This window comes from Staphylococcus sp. AtHG25 (assembly GCF_003217445.1).
GTDB classification, from domain to species: Bacteria; Bacillota; Bacilli; order Staphylococcales; family Staphylococcaceae; genus Staphylococcus; species Staphylococcus haemolyticus.
This window is the reverse complement of the sequence record NZ_QJSN01000002.1, coordinates 157,265-173,361: the sequence shown is the minus strand read 5'-3', so window position 1 is coordinate 173,361 and position 16,097 is coordinate 157,265. Positions and strand designations below refer to the sequence as shown.

Annotated in this window: 31 protein-coding genes; all 31 read left to right on the top strand. The window is 34.7% G+C overall.

All coding sequences use genetic code 11. From position 1 onward, the window contains the following. The first annotated feature begins 31 nt into the window (after positions 1-31). The 31 genes from BDW31_RS02475 to BDW31_RS02325 all read left to right on the top strand — a co-directional run bounded on the left by BDW31_RS02475 (position 32) and on the right by BDW31_RS02325 (position 16,094). Positions 32-343 (top strand): DUF771 domain-containing protein, encoded by a 312-nt coding sequence (locus BDW31_RS02475; protein WP_110709099.1) that lies wholly within the window; start codon positions 32-34, stop codon positions 341-343. Further along, positions 340-531 carry a DUF1270 family protein gene (locus BDW31_RS02470; RefSeq protein ID WP_110709097.1) on the top strand — a complete coding sequence of 64 codons (192 nt, stop codon included), beginning with the start codon at positions 340-342 and terminating at the stop codon, positions 529-531. The genes BDW31_RS02475 and BDW31_RS02470 overlap by 4 nt, the downstream gene beginning before the upstream one ends. Before the next feature lie 54 nt (positions 532-585). Then, positions 586-834: a hypothetical protein gene (locus tag BDW31_RS02465; RefSeq protein ID WP_110709095.1), complete on the top strand. Its 249-nt coding sequence runs from the start codon at positions 586-588 to the stop codon at positions 832-834. After that, positions 809-1,066 (top strand): DUF2483 family protein, encoded by a 258-nt coding sequence (locus BDW31_RS02460; protein ID WP_053032650.1) that lies wholly within the window; start codon positions 809-811, stop codon positions 1,064-1,066. The genes BDW31_RS02465 and BDW31_RS02460 overlap by 26 nt, the downstream gene beginning before the upstream one ends. Further along, positions 1,059-1,697, top strand: a complete 639-nt coding sequence (locus BDW31_RS02455; protein WP_053033154.1) for a Sak single strand annealing protein — start codon at positions 1,059-1,061, stop codon at positions 1,695-1,697. Before BDW31_RS02460 ends, BDW31_RS02455 begins: the two co-directional genes overlap by 8 nt. Further along, on the top strand, positions 1,694-2,116 hold the full coding sequence (locus tag BDW31_RS02450; RefSeq protein ID WP_110709093.1) for a single-stranded DNA-binding protein: 423 nt from the start codon (positions 1,694-1,696) through the stop codon (positions 2,114-2,116). The genes BDW31_RS02455 and BDW31_RS02450 overlap by 4 nt, the downstream gene beginning before the upstream one ends. A gap of 11 nt (positions 2,117-2,127) precedes the next feature. Further along, positions 2,128-2,811: a putative HNHc nuclease gene (locus BDW31_RS02445; protein ID WP_110709091.1), complete on the top strand. Its 684-nt coding sequence runs from the start codon at positions 2,128-2,130 to the stop codon at positions 2,809-2,811. After that, on the top strand, positions 2,798-3,535 hold the full coding sequence (locus tag BDW31_RS02440; RefSeq protein WP_110709089.1) for a DnaD domain protein: 738 nt from the start codon (positions 2,798-2,800) through the stop codon (positions 3,533-3,535). Before BDW31_RS02445 ends, BDW31_RS02440 begins: the two co-directional genes overlap by 14 nt. Further along, a complete protein-coding gene (locus tag BDW31_RS02435) occupies positions 3,535-3,894 on the top strand; it encodes a hypothetical protein (protein ID WP_053018514.1) in 360 nt (119 codons plus the stop codon). Before BDW31_RS02440 ends, BDW31_RS02435 begins: the two co-directional genes overlap by 1 nt. Further along, the gene (locus tag BDW31_RS02430; RefSeq protein WP_053021839.1) at positions 3,887-5,122 is read left to right on the top strand and encodes a DnaB helicase C-terminal domain-containing protein; all 1,236 of its coding nucleotides are present in this window, start codon (positions 3,887-3,889) and stop codon (positions 5,120-5,122) included. Before BDW31_RS02435 ends, BDW31_RS02430 begins: the two co-directional genes overlap by 8 nt. Next, entirely contained in the window at positions 5,119-5,349 is a 231-nt protein-coding gene (locus BDW31_RS02425; RefSeq protein ID WP_053027827.1) for a hypothetical protein, read from the top strand. Before BDW31_RS02430 ends, BDW31_RS02425 begins: the two co-directional genes overlap by 4 nt. Beyond that, positions 5,318-5,542 carry a DUF3269 family protein gene (locus tag BDW31_RS02420; RefSeq protein ID WP_110709087.1) on the top strand — a complete coding sequence of 75 codons (225 nt, stop codon included), beginning with the start codon at positions 5,318-5,320 and terminating at the stop codon, positions 5,540-5,542. Before BDW31_RS02425 ends, BDW31_RS02420 begins: the two co-directional genes overlap by 32 nt. Positions 5,543-5,552: 10 nt before the next feature. Further along, positions 5,553-6,275: a DNA-methyltransferase gene (locus BDW31_RS02415; protein ID WP_258365720.1), complete on the top strand. Its 723-nt coding sequence runs from the start codon at positions 5,553-5,555 to the stop codon at positions 6,273-6,275. A gap of 4 nt (positions 6,276-6,279) precedes the next feature. Further along, positions 6,280-6,684, top strand: a complete 405-nt coding sequence (locus BDW31_RS02410) for a RusA family crossover junction endodeoxyribonuclease (RefSeq protein ID WP_011276631.1) — start codon at positions 6,280-6,282, stop codon at positions 6,682-6,684. Continuing rightward, positions 6,684-6,878, top strand: a complete 195-nt coding sequence (locus tag BDW31_RS02405) for a hypothetical protein (RefSeq protein WP_110709086.1) — start codon at positions 6,684-6,686, stop codon at positions 6,876-6,878. Before BDW31_RS02410 ends, BDW31_RS02405 begins: the two co-directional genes overlap by 1 nt. 4 nt (positions 6,879-6,882) lie before the next feature. After that, positions 6,883-7,038, top strand: coding sequence for a hypothetical protein (locus BDW31_RS12435; protein ID WP_181414815.1), 156 nt, complete (start codon positions 6,883-6,885; stop codon positions 7,036-7,038). Continuing rightward, a complete protein-coding gene (locus BDW31_RS02400; RefSeq protein ID WP_110709083.1) occupies positions 7,031-7,288 on the top strand; it encodes a hypothetical protein in 258 nt (85 codons plus the stop codon). Before BDW31_RS12435 ends, BDW31_RS02400 begins: the two co-directional genes overlap by 8 nt. Before the next feature lie 4 nt (positions 7,289-7,292). Continuing rightward, positions 7,293-7,742, top strand: coding sequence for a DUF3310 domain-containing protein (locus BDW31_RS02395; protein WP_375342105.1), 450 nt, complete (start codon positions 7,293-7,295; stop codon positions 7,740-7,742). Next, positions 7,739-8,203 carry a nucleoside 2-deoxyribosyltransferase gene (locus BDW31_RS02390; protein ID WP_258365719.1) on the top strand — a complete coding sequence of 155 codons (465 nt, stop codon included), beginning with the start codon at positions 7,739-7,741 and terminating at the stop codon, positions 8,201-8,203. Before BDW31_RS02395 ends, BDW31_RS02390 begins: the two co-directional genes overlap by 4 nt. A 190-nt stretch (positions 8,204-8,393) precedes the next feature. Then, the gene (locus BDW31_RS02380; RefSeq protein ID WP_110709078.1) at positions 8,394-8,627 is read left to right on the top strand and encodes a hypothetical protein; all 234 of its coding nucleotides are present in this window, start codon (positions 8,394-8,396) and stop codon (positions 8,625-8,627) included. After that, positions 8,628-9,050 (top strand): dUTP diphosphatase, encoded by a 423-nt coding sequence (dut, locus tag BDW31_RS02375; RefSeq protein WP_110709076.1) that lies wholly within the window; start codon positions 8,628-8,630, stop codon positions 9,048-9,050. Positions 9,051-9,086: 36 nt separating this feature from the next. Then, positions 9,087-9,368, top strand: a complete 282-nt coding sequence (locus BDW31_RS02370; protein WP_110709074.1) for a DUF1381 domain-containing protein — start codon at positions 9,087-9,089, stop codon at positions 9,366-9,368. Beyond that, complete coding sequence (gene rinB / locus BDW31_RS02365; RefSeq protein WP_110709072.1) at positions 9,361-9,543, top strand: transcriptional activator RinB; 183 nt, start codon at positions 9,361-9,363, stop codon at positions 9,541-9,543. The genes BDW31_RS02370 and rinB overlap by 8 nt, the downstream gene beginning before the upstream one ends. Continuing rightward, on the top strand, positions 9,543-9,731 hold the full coding sequence (locus BDW31_RS02360; protein WP_049438167.1) for a DUF1514 family protein: 189 nt from the start codon (positions 9,543-9,545) through the stop codon (positions 9,729-9,731). The genes rinB and BDW31_RS02360 overlap by 1 nt, the downstream gene beginning before the upstream one ends. Before the next feature lie 13 nt (positions 9,732-9,744). Further along, positions 9,745-10,143 (top strand): hypothetical protein, encoded by a 399-nt coding sequence (locus BDW31_RS02355; protein ID WP_017175415.1) that lies wholly within the window; start codon positions 9,745-9,747, stop codon positions 10,141-10,143. Between the two features lie 137 nt (positions 10,144-10,280). Further along, positions 10,281-10,607: an HNH endonuclease gene (locus tag BDW31_RS02350; protein ID WP_110709070.1), complete on the top strand. Its 327-nt coding sequence runs from the start codon at positions 10,281-10,283 to the stop codon at positions 10,605-10,607. 204 nt (positions 10,608-10,811) lie between these two features. Beyond that, entirely contained in the window at positions 10,812-11,171 is a 360-nt protein-coding gene (locus tag BDW31_RS02345; RefSeq protein WP_048668029.1) for a hypothetical protein, read from the top strand. Further along, positions 11,168-12,829, top strand: a complete 1,662-nt coding sequence (locus tag BDW31_RS02340; protein ID WP_070844121.1) for a terminase TerL endonuclease subunit — start codon at positions 11,168-11,170, stop codon at positions 12,827-12,829. Before BDW31_RS02345 ends, BDW31_RS02340 begins: the two co-directional genes overlap by 4 nt. Before the next feature lie 19 nt (positions 12,830-12,848). Then, entirely contained in the window at positions 12,849-13,994 is a 1,146-nt protein-coding gene (locus BDW31_RS02335) for a phage portal protein (RefSeq protein WP_110709068.1), read from the top strand. Further along, positions 13,987-14,853, top strand: coding sequence for a head maturation protease, ClpP-related (locus BDW31_RS02330; protein WP_110709066.1), 867 nt, complete (start codon positions 13,987-13,989; stop codon positions 14,851-14,853). The genes BDW31_RS02335 and BDW31_RS02330 overlap by 8 nt, the downstream gene beginning before the upstream one ends. A gap of 62 nt (positions 14,854-14,915) precedes the next feature. After that, entirely contained in the window at positions 14,916-16,094 is a 1,179-nt protein-coding gene (locus BDW31_RS02325; RefSeq protein WP_011276050.1) for a phage major capsid protein, read from the top strand. The last annotated feature ends 3 nt before the right edge of the window (positions 16,095-16,097 follow it).

The window sequence follows — 16,097 nt, the reverse complement described above, 5'->3', positions numbered from 1 at the left end:
ACAACATTATACACGAAAGGAGTGTTAATAAATGGAACAAACAATAACAGTCACATTACCCGACACTCATGTTCTTATACCTAAAGTTGAATTTGAAAAATTGGTAAGTAATTCATTACCTGCATTTTGGACTATGGAAGATCTAATCAAAGAATCGAAGTTGAGTAGGTACAAAATAAAAAAAAGAATATTAGAAGTTTCTAGATTTAATAAATATCTCAAAGAAAATGATATTTGGTTTGAAGGTCAAGGTGGTAGTTCATCTCATTACTTCGACGCTGAATTAATGTGGAAATTCTTAAAAGATTATAAGAAAGAGATTTATAAGGGGGTGAAGAAATGACTAATGAAGACAAAACAATCTTAATAGCAGGAATGATGTTCAACGTAACATTCTTCTTATCAATGATGATGAGCGTATTCATCACTAATGCAGTAGCGATTGCAATAGTTGCGTCAACAGTAACGTATCTATTTTTTGACAAATTATTTTACGCACAAAAAAAGACTGGAAGTCGCTGCAACGACTAACAGTCAAACATTTAAGAAAAAATTCATCTTAATCATATAACGGGAGGCACATATATGCAAGAGGTAACACTATCTTTAAAAGAATATAACAACTTGCTTAAAGACAGTAGAGATTTAATGTTAATTAGTTTGGAAAACAAACATCTAAAAAGACAACTAGATACTGCTAACGAGCATATCAATGATTTAAACGACAACATCAATTTATATATAAGCCTATATCAAAGTGCAGATGCTAGAGCAGACAGAGCAGACAAGAGACTGGAGGAGTATGTGAATGCAAGAGCCAATATCAAATTGTGAAGTAGAGTATCGCATTAAAGATAATCACTTTGGACGTTGGATCACTAATAAACCTACTGCTCAAGAATATGCTAATTACAATGCTTTAAGACGTAATGCTCGTAAATTCGATGGTTTGCAAGATATAGACATTGACTGGGATAAACACTTGATTGAAGTATCAACAATCGAAACAAAAGAAACACGTAAAGTATACAATTTTGAGGATTTGGAGGAAGTAAACGATGGCTGAACAACCTAACTTCTCAGACAAGTTTAGAGAATTAAACAGTAGAGATGTGAGCGCACATGTTGAGAAAAAACAAAACTTAAATTACTTATCGTGGGCGTATGTACAACAAGAATTAACTAAAGAAGATCCGAATTATACAGAAAGAGTAATCGAATTCCCTTATCCAGATAGCACAAATGAAAACTTTTTTGTTCCCTATCTCAAAACCAACGAAGGTTACATGGTGTGCGTCGAATTAACAGTATTCGGAGTAACTAAACGTGAATGGCTACCAGTATTAGATTTTAGAAACAAACCAGTAACCGTAGGAAGTGCTACTGCAATATTTGATATTAACAAAGCAACTAAGCGATGCATGGTTAAATGTGCAGCTAAATTCGGGCTAGGCAACTATTTATATTTAGGCGAAGAAACGCCAAGTGGAAGCGATGACGATATAACAATTTTAGAGGAACGTATAAATGAATTTGTAAATTTAGCAAATGAAAAAGGCGGAGACTCATCAGTAGAAAAAACAAAACGATGGTTAAAAATTTCTGACATAAACGATTTGAGCAAAAAGCAAATAGCTGAAGCACATAACAAATTAGACGACATAACTAAAGAATTAGATAAGGAGAATGACAAATGATAAACAGAGTAGTTTTAGTAGGTAGATTAACGAAAGATCCAAACTTTAATGAAGGTAATGTAGCGAATGCAAGATTTACATTAGCAGTAAATAGACCGTATAAAAATAAAAATGGCGAACAAGAGGCTGATTTTATAAACGTAGTAGCTTTCAGACGACAAGCAGAAAACGTAAATAATTATCTATCAAAAGGACAAATTGCTGGAGTAGACGGTCGTATTCAGACACGTAGCTATGAAAAAGACGGCCAACGTGTATATGTAACGGAAGTCGTGGCTGACAGCGTTCAATTTTTAGAACCAAAGAATAACAATCAACAAAACAACCAACCTCAACAGCAACGAGGACAAGCACCAGCAGGCAATAACCCGTTTGGTAATAACAACGCAGATATAGATGATGATGATCTACCGTTCTAGGACTGATTTAGATGCCAATTATTAAAAATTACATTACTCAAGATGACGGTACGACTACCGTTGTCATTGAGGGTGTAGATATAGACAACAAAACATCGTTATTACTAGATAACGGACTAGAAGTTGAATGCGAAGTTAAAGCTATTGATCCATTCCTAATCACTGATAAGCAGCGACGAAAAGTGTTTGCTCTATGTAACGACATAGAGGGTTATACAGGGCAACCCCGAGAATACATGAGGGAAATGTTCCAAGATTATATAACGTTTCTAAATGGCTATGATGAACGCTTGTCATTAAGTAATTGTTCAAGAGGACAAGCTAGAGAATTGATCGAAGTCATTCTCGACTGGGTGTTTCATAACAATATCCCACTCAACTATAAAACAAGCGACTTACTTAAAAATGATAAAGCATTTCTATATTGGTCAACAGTTAATCGTAACTGCATTATCTGCGGAAAACCACATTCTGACTTAGCGCATAGATATGCAGTAGGTAAAGGGCGCAATCGTAACAAGATAAATCATGTAGGCAATCAAGTATTAGCACTATGTCGTTCTCATCATTCGGAACAGCACCAGATAGGAATGGACACATTTAATCAAAAGTATCACTTAACAGATAGCTGGGTTGATGCGGACGATCGACTAAATAAGATGTTGAAAGGAGAGAAAAGAAATGGCGATCTTTAGAGTCTATAAAGAGTCGGGTAATTTTGTGACAGTTAATAAAGATTTTATACATGACCCTAATTTAAGTTGGAAAGCTAAAGGTATACTACTTTATTTGTTAAGCAGACCAGATGACTGGCAAATATATGAAACCGAATTAAAAAAGCACGCTTGCGACGGTAGAGATAGCTTGCGGACTGGTATTAAAGAGTTGGAAAAAGTAGGTTACATTCAACGTAAAAGAATTAGAGATGATAAAGGTCATTTCAGAGAGTATGAATATCGGGTTTTCGAACAACCTAACCACATTGGATATTCCCACTTGGGAAAACCCCAGTTGGGAAATTCCCACTCAGGGAAACCCGACACTACTAATAATAATATAACTAATAATGATTTAACTAATAATAATATAACTAATAATGTGACAGACGACACGTCACAAATTTTCCAATTGGTTAGTAAAGAATTAGAAATGATGCAAAGTCCTTTAAAAGTACAGGAGTTAGAAGATGAACTCAATCTTATTAAAGGAAACAAGCTAGAAATAACAGGAGTAGCAATTAACTACTGTAAACAAAATAAGAAAGGTATTAACTACCTAATCAAAGTATTAAGAAATTGGAATAACGAAGGTGTAGATACCAAAGAGAAAGCACTAGCTAAAGTAACGCCTAAGAAAAAGAAAACTAATGAAACCGACGATTTAATTGCAGCGATGGAACAAGAATTAGGTGATGAGTAATGAGTATGACTAAGAAAGAAGCGTTACAAATCATCAAAAAAATTAGGAACATCTATAATTTAGAGTTCGATAAACCAAAGTTAGAAACATGGATAGAAGTTCTTAGCGAAAATGGTGATTACGAACCAACACTAAAAACATTAAACAACTATATTAATTCCGGCAATTCATATCCACCTAACTTACCTAAAATCATGAGAAAAGCACCTAAGAAAATGGAATATGAAGAGGCGCCAGATGATGTAAAAGAGCATCGTTGGAAAATGAAAAACGACCCTGAATATGTAGCTGCACGAAAAAAGATACTTGATGACTTCGCAGAACAGCTTAGAAAGTTCGAGGTGAACAACCATGAATGAACGCAGAGATGTTGAAAGTACGATTATTTCAAGTTTGCTAAAAAAACCTGAACTTATCGAAAAGTTGCGTGTTAGACCTTATATGTTCTATTACGACGATTTCAGAGTGTTTATGGAATATGTGTTTGAAGTCGGTAAGGTAGATCATCAAGAAATATTCTTAGAAACATCGAAGAACAAAAACTTCTTAAACTTCGACACGATACAAAAACTATATAATTCCGATTTTATTGGTTATGGCATATTTGAGCGCTATCAGCAAAATTTATTGGAAGCCTATCAAATATCACAGGCGAATGAAGTAATCAATGAATTTAACCAATCGCCTAATATGCAATCGTTTGAAGTAATGCTTACTGACTTAAACCAAGTATCACTGATTAGTGCGACAGATGAAACAAGTACAAAACAAATTGTAGATGAGTTTGTAGAAGAGTTGTATAGCGATGAACCTAAGAAAGTGATTAAGACAGGTTTTCCGTTAATGGACTATAAAATAGGCGGTTTAGAGCCAACACAGCTCATTGTAATTGCAGCGCGACCTTCAGTAGGTAAAACAGGGTTTGCACTTCAGATGATGCTTAATATCGCTAAACAGGGTTATAAGACATCGCTATTTAGTTTAGAAACAACAGGCGTAGCAATATTAGAGCGAATGTTATCCGCAGCGACTGGAATTGAATTGTCACGTATTAAGAAAAAATCAGACTTAAGCGCCGATGACTTAACTAAATTAACAAGTGCTGCAAGCGAAATATTAAAACTGGAAATAGATGTTAATTCACAAAGCAACGTAAGCACTCAGGAAGTCCGTAAGCAAGCCATGAAGAACAAAGATAAGCAACAGGTCATATTCATCGACTACCTTCAATTAATGCAAACAGATAGCAAATTAGACCGCAGAAACGGTATCGAAAAAATAAGTCGTGATTTGAAAATAATAGCAAACGAAACAGGTGCAATTATCGTATTACTTTCACAACTTAGTCGTGGTGTAGAAAGTCGAAATGATAAACGACCTATGTTGTCAGACATGAAAGAAGCAGGTGGAATTGAGGCAGACGCAAGTTTAGCCATGCTTTTATACCGAGATGATTACTACAACCAAGATGAAGAAGATGAACTCGGTAAGTCGATAGTTGAATGCAATATTGCTAAGAATAAAGACGGAGAAACAGGTGTCATCGAATTTGAATACTACAAGCGTACACAAAGGTTTATGACATGACGGTTATCGAATACAAAAAGTTACTTGGAACAATGTACCGACGAGATTATAGCAACGATCAACTCATTGGAACGTTACTGATTGAAGTTGGTCGGGCTATCAATCGCTTGTTGGAAGAGAAAAAGATATCTCCATTCGATGACTATGAGAAAGTGAAAGACATTATTGAACGTGAGACGAAATGGAGAGATAAAGATGGCAATTATCGAAAAGTATTATCTGTATAGACCAGACGGAACAGAAGAAATAAAGGTAGAGAAACATGAGCGTAATTTGAATATCGTTAAAACACTCACAGGCGCTCATTTTAGCGAAGAATACAAAGAGATGACTGATAGTGAGTTGAAACGTTTCAAAGGCGTGTATGAGCTTCTATACGAAGGAGAACTAGGATTACAAGCAACAATATTTGATGTGTAGGAGTGAGCAAATGGAACTAAATAAAATTTACAACGAAGATTGTTTGATTGGTATGAAGAAAATACCCAATGAGAGTGTAGACGCTATTATCACTGATCCTCCTTATATTATAGCTAGAGAAAACAGGTTCAAAACTATGGGGAGATACGGTATTGATTTCGGCGAATGGGATAAGGAATTCGATTTAATTTCATGGATATCATTAGCGGTAAAAAAATTAAAAAAAGGTGGGAATGTTGTCATTTTCGCTGATTGGAAAAAGATTACCTACATTATCGAAGAATTAGAAAAAAATAATATTGAAATAAAAGATTTAATAAGAATTGAAAAAAGTAACCCAATACCTAGAAATAGAGATAGACGTTTTATAACAGATTACGAAGTCGCTATTTATGGTGTTAAAAAAGGTAGTAAATGGACCTTTAATAGATTGAGTGAAAAGTATGAAAGACCATTAATAAAAACAGCTATAACGCCAAAAAGTCAAAAAATAGGTAAAGGACATCCAACGCAAAAGCCATTGTATGTCATGGAGTGGCTTATTGAGAGGTTAACCAAAAAAGGAGACATTATTCTTGACTCGTTCATAGGAAGTGGGACAACAGCAATCGCATGTATTAACAATGAACGTAGTTATATTGGTTTCGAATTAGATGAAAAATACTTCGAATTAGCGAATGAACGTATAACAAAACATGATAAACAAATCGAATTATTTACATTACAGGAGTGACAACGTGCAGATAGAAATTAACTTTAACGAAACGTATGAGGCACCTATTGGCTCGCCTCGTCCACGTTTCAGAAATACAGGTAGATTTGTTCAAACGTACATGCCAACGTCTTATACAAAGCATAAGGACTTCATAAGAGAGCAGATGCCAAACGCATTACTCGATGGAAAATTGAAAGTGACATTATCGTTTTACTTCAAGGCACCAAAAAGCTGGAGTAATCGTAAAAAGTTATTAGCAATTGGACAGTACAAACGTACTAAGCCAGATATAGATAACTTAATTAAAACTGTGTTAGATGCAGCGAACGATCACCTATGGAAAGACGATAATCAAATCGTTGAGATACACAGTTTTAAGCAATATGCAGAGGAACCAAAAATTATTTTAGAAGTGGAGGAAGTGTAATGCAGGAAGAAACACTAAAACTCACATTCGACCTAACAGTTGAAGTAGAACAATCTATTTGGATAAACAAACATGCAGATAGAGAAAACTATATCGAACATTACGCTAATAGATATAAAAATGATCCTGACAATTTACTCGATAATATCAAAAACATTACTGACGTTAGTGTCAGTTACGCAGATTGGAAGTGACACTATGCCGAAAGTGAATTTAAACGGTAAACGTTACAGATTGTGTGATGTGTACAAATATTTTGATGTATCTGATAGCACAGTTCGCAAGAGATATAAAGAAGGTTTACGTGGTCCAGAATTAATCTATGGCAAAGGAGTATATGAGTATCGTGATTAATAATGATGAATTAGTAAAAGAAGAACAACGATTAAGCAATAAAGAGCAGTACGGCAGATTATCAGAAAGAGAATATCGTCAGCTTATGTATATTAGAGCAGCACACGAAAGAGCATTGAAACGTAAACGACGTGAGCAACGTATCGCAAGAGCAAGACGTTCAGAAGAATTAGTCGCTAAGCACAGAGTGAGTAGTAAGTGGTTTAGATACTTATCGGAGAATGACATATTTCCAAAGGTAAGGGGGTAGCGGAATGGAAAATGTAAGAATAATTGATTTGAAAGTAGATAATATTGTTCAGTTCCAAGCAGCATTTAAAGGTATTAATGCTATGCAAACGGCCATAGTCAATCGTGTGTATGCAATAGAAAAAGGTTTGAAAACAGTTTGGTATGCAGAGGTAGAGAATGCAGGTGGTTATAAATTTATACTTACAGATAATGATGATTTTGTGAGAGTAAATGAGCCGTTCACTCGTAAAGTAGATTTTATAAACGAACCACCACATTATACTTACGGCGATATTGAGATTATAGATTTTATTGAACAAGTAACGAAAGACTACAAACCAGAACTTGCCTTCAGTATCGGTAACGCAATCAAATATATCAGTCGTGCCAATCATAAAAACGGTAAAGAAGATTTAGATAAAGCACGTTGGTATTTAAATCGTGCATTTGAGAAGTGGGAGGCAGAACAATGATCTATTTAGGCGGCGATATGCTAAGCATAGGACAACAGATGCGTAGAGAGTGGGAAAAGCAAGAGTTACAACGATTAGGCTTTAAAGTCTATGCACCACACGACGATAAGGATATCAACGATAAAGCGAATGCTAAGCAAGATAAATTAGCGGAACGTATTGTGTTTAATGACACATTAGGCATGGAAACAAGCGATGTAATGATATTCGATTACTTACCTCATGCACAAGGTACAATTTGCGAAATGGGGTACGCACAGCACCTTAAAAAAGCAAGTGAGAGGGATATTAAGATTTATGTGCAATGTACTGATATTAGACAGGGGACAGGACACATTCCGGATGAACAAGACCGAACAGAGTTCAGTATCAACCAATATGTGTATGGCGTAATTATGGATATCACTGAAGGTAGAGGTATTCAAACGTTTGATGAGATATGTGAGGAGTTAATCTCATGACCAGAATTTTTAAGTTAAGCGAAACAGTAAATCAGACATACAAATATCAAACAAAAGGTAAATCGCCTACTGAAGTTCAGCACGAACTAAAGGCTATGGGCATTGAAGGTTTTGTTATTCGGATGACAAATGTACATGTAACAATGCAAGTGCCGAGAGAAAGTAAGAATATGAACAGGGAGTGTTTGAGATGAACGCAGAAGCTAAGTTTGTATCTAGTGTTATGGACGCTAGGTTGAAGAAAGTTAGAAGAGAATGTGACAGTTTTCGTAAGCAACGGGATGAACTCATCAATGATTTGGCAGAAGTGAAAAGGAAGGCAAAGGCGTTTGATGAGATTTTAAATGTTGATTATATAGTAGCACCTGACGATTATGCACATGAAGTCACGAAAATTGTAGATAAATATAAGGAGGAACAATAAATGGGAATTTTACCAATTAAATTATTATCAGAAAATGCAATTTTACCAACAAGAGCAAATCCGACAGATAGTGGATTAGATTTATATGTAGCAGAAGATACAACTATTCTAGCGCATAGTACAAAAGTAGTTCCAACACATATTGCGATTGATTTAGCGTATGGATATGAGGCACAAGTTAGACCACGTTCAGGTAACTCACTTAAAACTAAATTACGTGTAGCGTTAGGTACAATCGACCACACTTATAACAAAGAAATTGGAATTATCACAGATAACATAGATGATGAGGCGGTCGTAATTAAAGCTGGTACACGTTTAGCGCAGTTAGTTGTTACACCAGTTATGTTGCCAGAGCCAACGGAGGTGCAAGAGTTTGAAGAAATGTCAGAGCGAGGAGCATACGGAAGTACAGGAGAATAAAGATATACTAACTAAAGTAAAAGAGGTGCTGGGGAAGTGAAACAATTCCTAATCAGAGAATTCACAGATAGCACAGGTTATGTGCATGTCAATGTAGAACAACCTAGAGAGAATGAACGTATGACGTTGGTTGAGGCAGAGGATAAGGAAGAAGCGAAAGAGAAATATAAGAAAATCACAGGATTAAGTGAATGTCCTAATTGCAAAATTTTAGGCGGAAATCTAATGGCTAAAGATTATAACAGTCCAATCGAATATATGAGATGTAATCATTGTGGGCATAACTATCATAGATTAGGAGGTAAGTATGATGTTTAAACGCATACTAAAAGATTTATTCTTAATCGCTATGTATGAGTTAGGGAAGTATCTCACTTCTCTACTCATCACTATTTTAGAAAGCGAAGATGATATTGATACTGCACCTAAAGACTTTGCTAGTGAGTGGGATCAGATTGATTTAAACAGAATTAAAGCAGAGGTGAGTGAGTAATGTGGATAGCACTAACCATTATACTCGGCATACTTCTACTTATAGCGATAGGTAACAATACAGTCTTACGTCAGGAGTTAGACGCACAGAGATATACGAATGTGTATCTATTTACTAAGTACGTAAGAGATTGCGACATAGAAGATGTGGAGTTTGAAATACAAAGAGCGAAGAAACATTTTAAGTAATGGAGGTAATCACTTGTACACACCAACGGAAGTGAAACAACTTATAATGGATTATCATTGGATGAGGCGATTAATTGATCATCAAGTATATGAGTACGATAGTACATCAATCGGACAGTATGGTATTGAATCAGCTATGCCTAAAGCTAAAGGTGGTACAGGCGATAAGGTATTAGTAAGAGTGATACGCAATGATAAGGATAGACGTAAGACACAAGAGCTTATAGATAAGGTATCATTCATTGATGAGTATGAACATAAGATAACGAATGACAAGAACTATCATATACTTCAATTACTCAAACAAGGCGAGAAGATAAATACTATTGCCATGTTAATGAGAGTAGATAGAAAAGAAATATATAGAAAGCTAGATGTCATTGTGAATATATATATGAAGTCTCAAACTTAACAGGACAAATGTCACATATGCCACACATGACACACTATTATAAATAGTTTATTTAATTATATATACTTGAGTTAACACGATATGAATATACAGGCACATCACATAGGTGGTGTGTCTTTTTGTTTGGAGTAATAGAGATGAGTAAAGCATATGCAGACTATATTGAACAACGTACAAAGAATAAAGGTTTCTACTCTAATGCTAAGTGGCGTAAGACAAGATTAAAAGTATTGGCAAGAGACCATTATGAATGTGTGATGTGTAATGCAGAAGGTAGATTGACGATTAATCAGAAACAATCACTAGAAGTTGACCATATTAAAGAGTTGGAATTACGACCAGATTTAGCATATGAACTTTCTAATTTAAGAACACTATGTAAATTTCATCACAACAAACGTCATGGGAGATTTGAACATAATCCAAATAATAGAAAGAATAAATACAATGATGAAAATTGGTAAAATAAAATTGTATAAAAATATTATTTAATTAAAATAAATAAAAGTGTAAAAAGTATCAAATACCCCCCACCTAAATAAACCGCGTCACAAAAGGCTTCGCGGAAACCGGCGCTTGGGTCAACTCTGCAGATATATTCATCAAAAGATACGTAAGGGGGCTTGACATTTCGAAAAAAATAAAAAATAAGCAAAGGGGGGAGGGGATTGAAAAAGGATAAATACCTCAAAGATAAATTAACACCCAGTCAAATTGAACGAATTAATGCTTCAGAAGATTACCTAATGAAGCAGATAGATACAGATAATGATATAGAAGTTGAAAAAGTTGAGCGCTATACCAACTTACTTAAATTATTTTACGCATTAGATGTTTATATCGAACAGTCTGGGCCTATTACAGTAGTGAAAAACGCTTCACAAGAGTACATCAAACCTAATCCTGCAATAGCAGAGAAGAACAAAGTGAATGGTTCGTTGTTAGCTTTAGAGAAATCGTTTCATTTAGAAAGAAAAGCCGAAGAAAGACGCAGACAAGAACAAGCGAAAGGACCTGATTTAACATGAAGATACCTAAACATGTTACAGATTATATAGAAAAATATAAATCAGGCAACGTTATTTTTAACAAAGAGCGCATTAGACTTGTATCTTTTTTAGAAGATAATATCTTGCAACGTGATGACCTTTATTTTGATGATCAAAAAATAGAAGATTACATCAAGTTTAGTGAGAAATGGTTTTTCAAACTACAAGACTTCCAAAAGTTCATTTCATGTTTTGTTTTCTTATATGAAAAAGATACTAAAACGCCTTATTTTTCGGAGTTCTTCATATCAATGGCTCGTGGTGGTGGTAAGAACGGTTATATTAGTACGTTAGCAGCGTTCTTTATGACACCATTACACGGTATTCCTAAATATAATATGTCAGTAGTAGCTAATAGTGAGAAACAGGCGCTAGTAAGTTTTAGGGAAATCTATGAAATGATAGAAAGTAACAACTTATATATTACAAGCGAACGACCTAACAACCCTTTTTATTTAAGTAAGGTTTATGTGGAAGGAACAAGTACCAAATCACAGTTCTTGTTTGATACATCTAATGAGAAAACGAAAGATGGCGCTCGTGAAGGTTGTATTTTCTTTGACGAAGTCCATGCTTACGAAAAAGATACGATTATTAATATTAAACGAAGTGGACTAGGTAAAGTTGCACACCCTCGTACTTTCTACATAGGTACAGACGGATATGTAAGAGAAGGGTTTTTAGATAGATTAAAAGAAAGAGCAGACAATGTCTTAAAAGGTATTAATCCAGAAGATAGATTGTTCCCTTTCATTTGCAAAATTGATGATAAAGAAGAAATAGATAAACCGGAACTTTGGGAAAAAGCAAACCCAATGTTTGAAAACCCTAAAAGTGAATATGGCGCTCAATTATTTAAAGAAGTCCATCAACAATATCTAGGACTTCAGTTTAATCCATCTAATCGACCGGAATTTATGACTAAACGAATGAACATGCCTGAAACTGATACTCAAAGTGTTGTAGCACCGTGGGATGACATAATGGCTACAAATCGACCTATACCTCCACTTGAAAACAATGAATGTATTGGTGGACTTGACTATGCAAGTTTAAAAGACTTTGCAGCAGTCGGTTTATTGTTTAGATCCGGTGATGATTATATTTGGAAAACTCACTCATTCGCTAGAAAAGAATTTCTTGATAAATACAAATTAAAGCCACCTATTCATGAATGGGAGAAAAAAGGTTTACTCACAATTGTAGATGAGCCAACAATAAACCCTAAACATATTATTGATTGGTTTATCGAAGCGCAAAAGAATTACGGACTACAAAAAGTCGTAGCCGACAACTTCCGTATGGATTTACTTAGACCTTTATTTGAAGATGCAGGTATCGAATATGAAGTAATAAAAAACACTCGTGCAATTCAATCATTACTTGCACCAAGAGTTGAAGATATGTTCGCGCAACATCACCTTATCTTTGGTGATAACCCTCTAATGCGTTGGTACACGCAAAATGTTGCCGTTAAGATACGTAAAGATGGCAACAAAGAATACGAAAAGAAAGAGCCAATAAGACGTAAAACTGATGGTTTCCAAGCTCTTATACATGCGTTGTATAGAGCAGATGATTTGAAAGATTCTAATTTAGAAGAAGAAATCAATCTGTTAAGGGGCTTGAGATTTTAAAGGAAGGAGGGAATAAGTTATGGGGCTATTTGATAAGATATTTCAAAAAAATAAAGAGATTTCATGGATGTATGATTTAGAACTTTTACAAGAAACAAGTTCAAAAGCTTATATCAAAAGAATGGCTTTAAATGTGGTAGTTGAGTATGTAGCAAGGACAATCGCTCGATCTGAATTTAGAGTGAAAGAAAGTGATCATGTCACTAAAGATGATATGTATTACTTATTGAATGTTCGACCAAACCCTAATCAAAATGCTACACAGTTTTGGCAGAAATTTATTTATAAACTTCTTGTAGATAACGAAGCTTTAATCATTAAATCGGATGATGATTATTTATATGTGGCAGATGATTTCGAACATGAAACAGAGTTAGGACTATTACCACATCGCTTTAATTCAGTTATGGTTAACGACTATAAATATAATCGCTACTTTTCAATGGATGATGTAATTTATTTAGAATACGCCAATGAAAAGTTAGATAAATTCTCGTTAGGACTGTTTGAAGATTATGGCGAAGTATTTGGTCGCATGTTGAATATGCAACTCAAGAAAAATCAAATACGAGGCGTTTTAAATATAGGTTCAACGCAATTAAGTACGAAAGGTATTCAAGATTATATTGATATGATTTTTAACACCTTTGAGAAAAATCAAGTTGCAGTTGTGCCTTTAACGAAAGGGTTGGAATACGAAGAACATTCAACAAATAATTCTAGTGCGAATGGTTCAGATTTCAAAGAGTTACGACAAGCAATAGAAGATATTCTCATCTATATTGCACGTATTGTCGGTATATCACCCTCTCTAATTCTAGGAGAAAATGCAGATTTAGAAAAAGCGATTGAAGCAACTAATCAATTTTGTTTTAAACCTTTAACTAAGAAATTAGAGCGTGAATTAAATGCTAAATTATTTTTTAAAGATGAGTACTTAAAAGAAAATAAACGCATTGAAATTGTCGGTATAGATAAGAAAAACCCAATCGAATTAGCAGAAGCGATTGATAAACTGCGTTCTTCTGGTACTTATACTGGTAATCAAATTCGTGTCATGCTTGGCGATGAACCAGGAGATGATGGACACCTAGATGAATACGTATTAACTAAAAACTACGAATCAGTTTCACCAACAGAAGGGGGTGAGACTAATAATGGGTAATCCAATTGTGAGAAATGTCACGCCAGTTTTTAGAAACGAAACTAAGAATAACAAGCACATTTTAACGTTGTCAGGTACTATTGCTAACTTATCTTTTCTTGACGACACTATCAGCGCTAAAGCTGTGAAAGATTCGCTTGATAATGTTAAAGAAGATATTGTTATTCGCTTAAATTCTGGCGGTGGTGATGTGTTTGAAGGAATAGAAATTTATAATTACTTAAAGTCCTTATCAAATCACATTACAATTGAAGTCACTGCATTAGCTGCAAGTGCGGCATCATTAGTTGCAATGGCAGGAGATAAGATTATTATCCGAACAGGCGCAAATATGATGGTACATGAAGCTTCTACAATGGCTTTTGGTAACAAATCAGACATTCAGAAAACATTGAATGCTTTAACTGCAATTGATACATCTATTGTTGATATATATCACGATAGAACAGGTTTAGATCGTGATGAGATTGTTAATCTAATCACTAATGAAACATGGTTAACTGCAGATGAGGCAATCAATAAAGGTTTTGCAGATGAGAAATCATCTCGTAAATCTGTTGATAAGCAGAAAGAAGGTGTAAGTAATTTGAAAGATTCTAAGTATATTGCAAGACTTAAAGAACAACAAAAAATTATCAATGCAATGATTAATGAAGCAGAAGAAGGAACACCAGATGAACCTTCAAGTGATGATTCAAATGAACAACGTATTGCAGATTTGGAAAACGAAGTTAAAAACATTAAGTCACACCTAGATAAATTAGAAAAGGGCGATGACGAAGGTAATGAAGGCGAAGGCCAAGGCGGAGGTACTAATCCACCACCAAAAGAAAATAAATTTTCAAGATTTGCATTTTAAGTAGCTATTAGCAATTGATGTTAATGGCTATTTTTTATGCATAAATTTAAGGAGGAATATTAATGCCTATCAAAGTAGGAGAGAAATTAAAAAACTATCAAGATCACAAAGCACACTTTGCAGAATTAGTTCGCAATGGTGCAAGTGATGAAGAACAATCAAAAGCATTCGGAGAAATGTTTGATGCATTATCAAACGATTTACAAGAAGAAATTTCAGCGGAAGTAAATAATCGTGTAGTAGACAATGGTATTTTAGCTAAACGTTCACAAGATCCTTTAACTTCAGAAGAACGTAAATTCTTTAATGAAATCAATACAGAAGTAGGATATAAAGAAGAAAAATTATTACCTGAAACAGTTATTGAACGTGTGTTTGATGATTTACAATCAGAACATCCATTACTTTCAAAAATCAACATTCAAAACGCAGGTTTAGTAACACGTATCATTAAAGCAGAACCAACAGGTCAAGCTGTTTGGGGTAAAATCTTCGGTGAAATCAAAGGTCAATTAGATGCTGCATTTGATGAAGAAGAATTCAAACAATCTAAATTAACTTGTTTCGTAGTTATTCCAGATGACTTAAAAATGTTTGGGCCTAACTGGGTAGAACGTTTTGTTCGTACTCAAATTGAAGAAGCTATTTCGGTTGCTTTAGAAGCTGCATTCTTAACAGGTGAAGGTGCATCTAAAGACCAACCAGTTGGATTAATGAAAGATATCCAAGAAAATGGCGGTGTCGTTGATAAAACAACATCTGGAACTTTAACTTTTGCAGATGCAGACACAACTGTAAATGAATTAAAAGACGTATTAAAAGGCTTATCTGTTAAAGAGAACGGTAAAGAAGTAAATATTGACGGTAAAGTTGTATTAGTAGTTAACCCACAAGACTCATGGGATGTACAAGCACGTTACACTTATTTAACTGCTAATGGTGGTTTTGTAACAGTATTACCTTATAACGTACAAATCGTATCATCTGAATTTGTTCCAACAAATAAATTAGTTGCTTTTGTAACTGATCGCTATGATGCAGTACGTGGTGGCGGATTAACAGTTAAAAAATTCGACCAAACTTTAGCTTTAGAAGATTGTATTTTATACACTGCTAAAACATTTGCTTATGGCCAACCAGCTGATAACAATGCATCACGCGTGTATGACTTAGAATTATCTACTGCAGTTCGTACTTCAACTCCTGCAGGTGGTACTACAGATGGTGCAGCACAAGCCTAAGAA

Coding starts and splice junctions, on each gene's coding strand:
- BDW31_RS02335 (WP_110709068.1), top strand. CDS start 12,849: ATGGGGCTATTTGATAAGATATTTCAAAAAAATAAAGAGATTTCATGG.
- BDW31_RS02445 (WP_110709091.1), top strand. CDS start 2,128: ATGCCAATTATTAAAAATTACATTACTCAAGATGACGGTACGACTACC.
- BDW31_RS02475 (WP_110709099.1), top strand. CDS start 32: ATGGAACAAACAATAACAGTCACATTACCCGACACTCATGTTCTTATA.
- BDW31_RS02460 (WP_053032650.1), top strand. CDS start 809: ATGCAAGAGCCAATATCAAATTGTGAAGTAGAGTATCGCATTAAAGAT.
- BDW31_RS02420 (WP_110709087.1), top strand. CDS start 5,318: ATGGCAATTATCGAAAAGTATTATCTGTATAGACCAGACGGAACAGAA.
- BDW31_RS02455 (WP_053033154.1), top strand. CDS start 1,059: ATGGCTGAACAACCTAACTTCTCAGACAAGTTTAGAGAATTAAACAGT.
- rinB (WP_110709072.1), top strand. CDS start 9,361: ATGTTTAAACGCATACTAAAAGATTTATTCTTAATCGCTATGTATGAG.
- BDW31_RS02360 (WP_049438167.1), top strand. CDS start 9,543: ATGTGGATAGCACTAACCATTATACTCGGCATACTTCTACTTATAGCG.
- BDW31_RS02470 (WP_110709097.1), top strand. CDS start 340: ATGACTAATGAAGACAAAACAATCTTAATAGCAGGAATGATGTTCAAC.
- BDW31_RS02415 (WP_258365720.1), top strand. CDS start 5,553: ATGGAACTAAATAAAATTTACAACGAAGATTGTTTGATTGGTATGAAG.
- BDW31_RS02350 (WP_110709070.1), top strand. CDS start 10,281: ATGAGTAAAGCATATGCAGACTATATTGAACAACGTACAAAGAATAAA.
- dut (WP_110709076.1), top strand. CDS start 8,628: ATGGGAATTTTACCAATTAAATTATTATCAGAAAATGCAATTTTACCA.
- BDW31_RS02395 (WP_375342105.1), top strand. CDS start 7,293: ATGGAAAATGTAAGAATAATTGATTTGAAAGTAGATAATATTGTTCAG.
- BDW31_RS02465 (WP_110709095.1), top strand. CDS start 586: ATGCAAGAGGTAACACTATCTTTAAAAGAATATAACAACTTGCTTAAA.
- BDW31_RS02325 (WP_011276050.1), top strand. CDS start 14,916: ATGCCTATCAAAGTAGGAGAGAAATTAAAAAACTATCAAGATCACAAA.
- BDW31_RS02450 (WP_110709093.1), top strand. CDS start 1,694: ATGATAAACAGAGTAGTTTTAGTAGGTAGATTAACGAAAGATCCAAAC.
- BDW31_RS02425 (WP_053027827.1), top strand. CDS start 5,119: ATGACGGTTATCGAATACAAAAAGTTACTTGGAACAATGTACCGACGA.
- BDW31_RS02390 (WP_258365719.1), top strand. CDS start 7,739: ATGATCTATTTAGGCGGCGATATGCTAAGCATAGGACAACAGATGCGT.
- BDW31_RS02405 (WP_110709086.1), top strand. CDS start 6,684: ATGCAGGAAGAAACACTAAAACTCACATTCGACCTAACAGTTGAAGTA.
- BDW31_RS02340 (WP_070844121.1), top strand. CDS start 11,168: ATGAAGATACCTAAACATGTTACAGATTATATAGAAAAATATAAATCA.
- BDW31_RS12435 (WP_181414815.1), top strand. CDS start 6,883: ATGCCGAAAGTGAATTTAAACGGTAAACGTTACAGATTGTGTGATGTG.
- BDW31_RS02440 (WP_110709089.1), top strand. CDS start 2,798: ATGGCGATCTTTAGAGTCTATAAAGAGTCGGGTAATTTTGTGACAGTT.
- BDW31_RS02380 (WP_110709078.1), top strand. CDS start 8,394: ATGAACGCAGAAGCTAAGTTTGTATCTAGTGTTATGGACGCTAGGTTG.
- BDW31_RS02330 (WP_110709066.1), top strand. CDS start 13,987: ATGGGTAATCCAATTGTGAGAAATGTCACGCCAGTTTTTAGAAACGAA.
- BDW31_RS02430 (WP_053021839.1), top strand. CDS start 3,887: ATGAATGAACGCAGAGATGTTGAAAGTACGATTATTTCAAGTTTGCTA.
- BDW31_RS02435 (WP_053018514.1), top strand. CDS start 3,535: ATGAGTATGACTAAGAAAGAAGCGTTACAAATCATCAAAAAAATTAGG.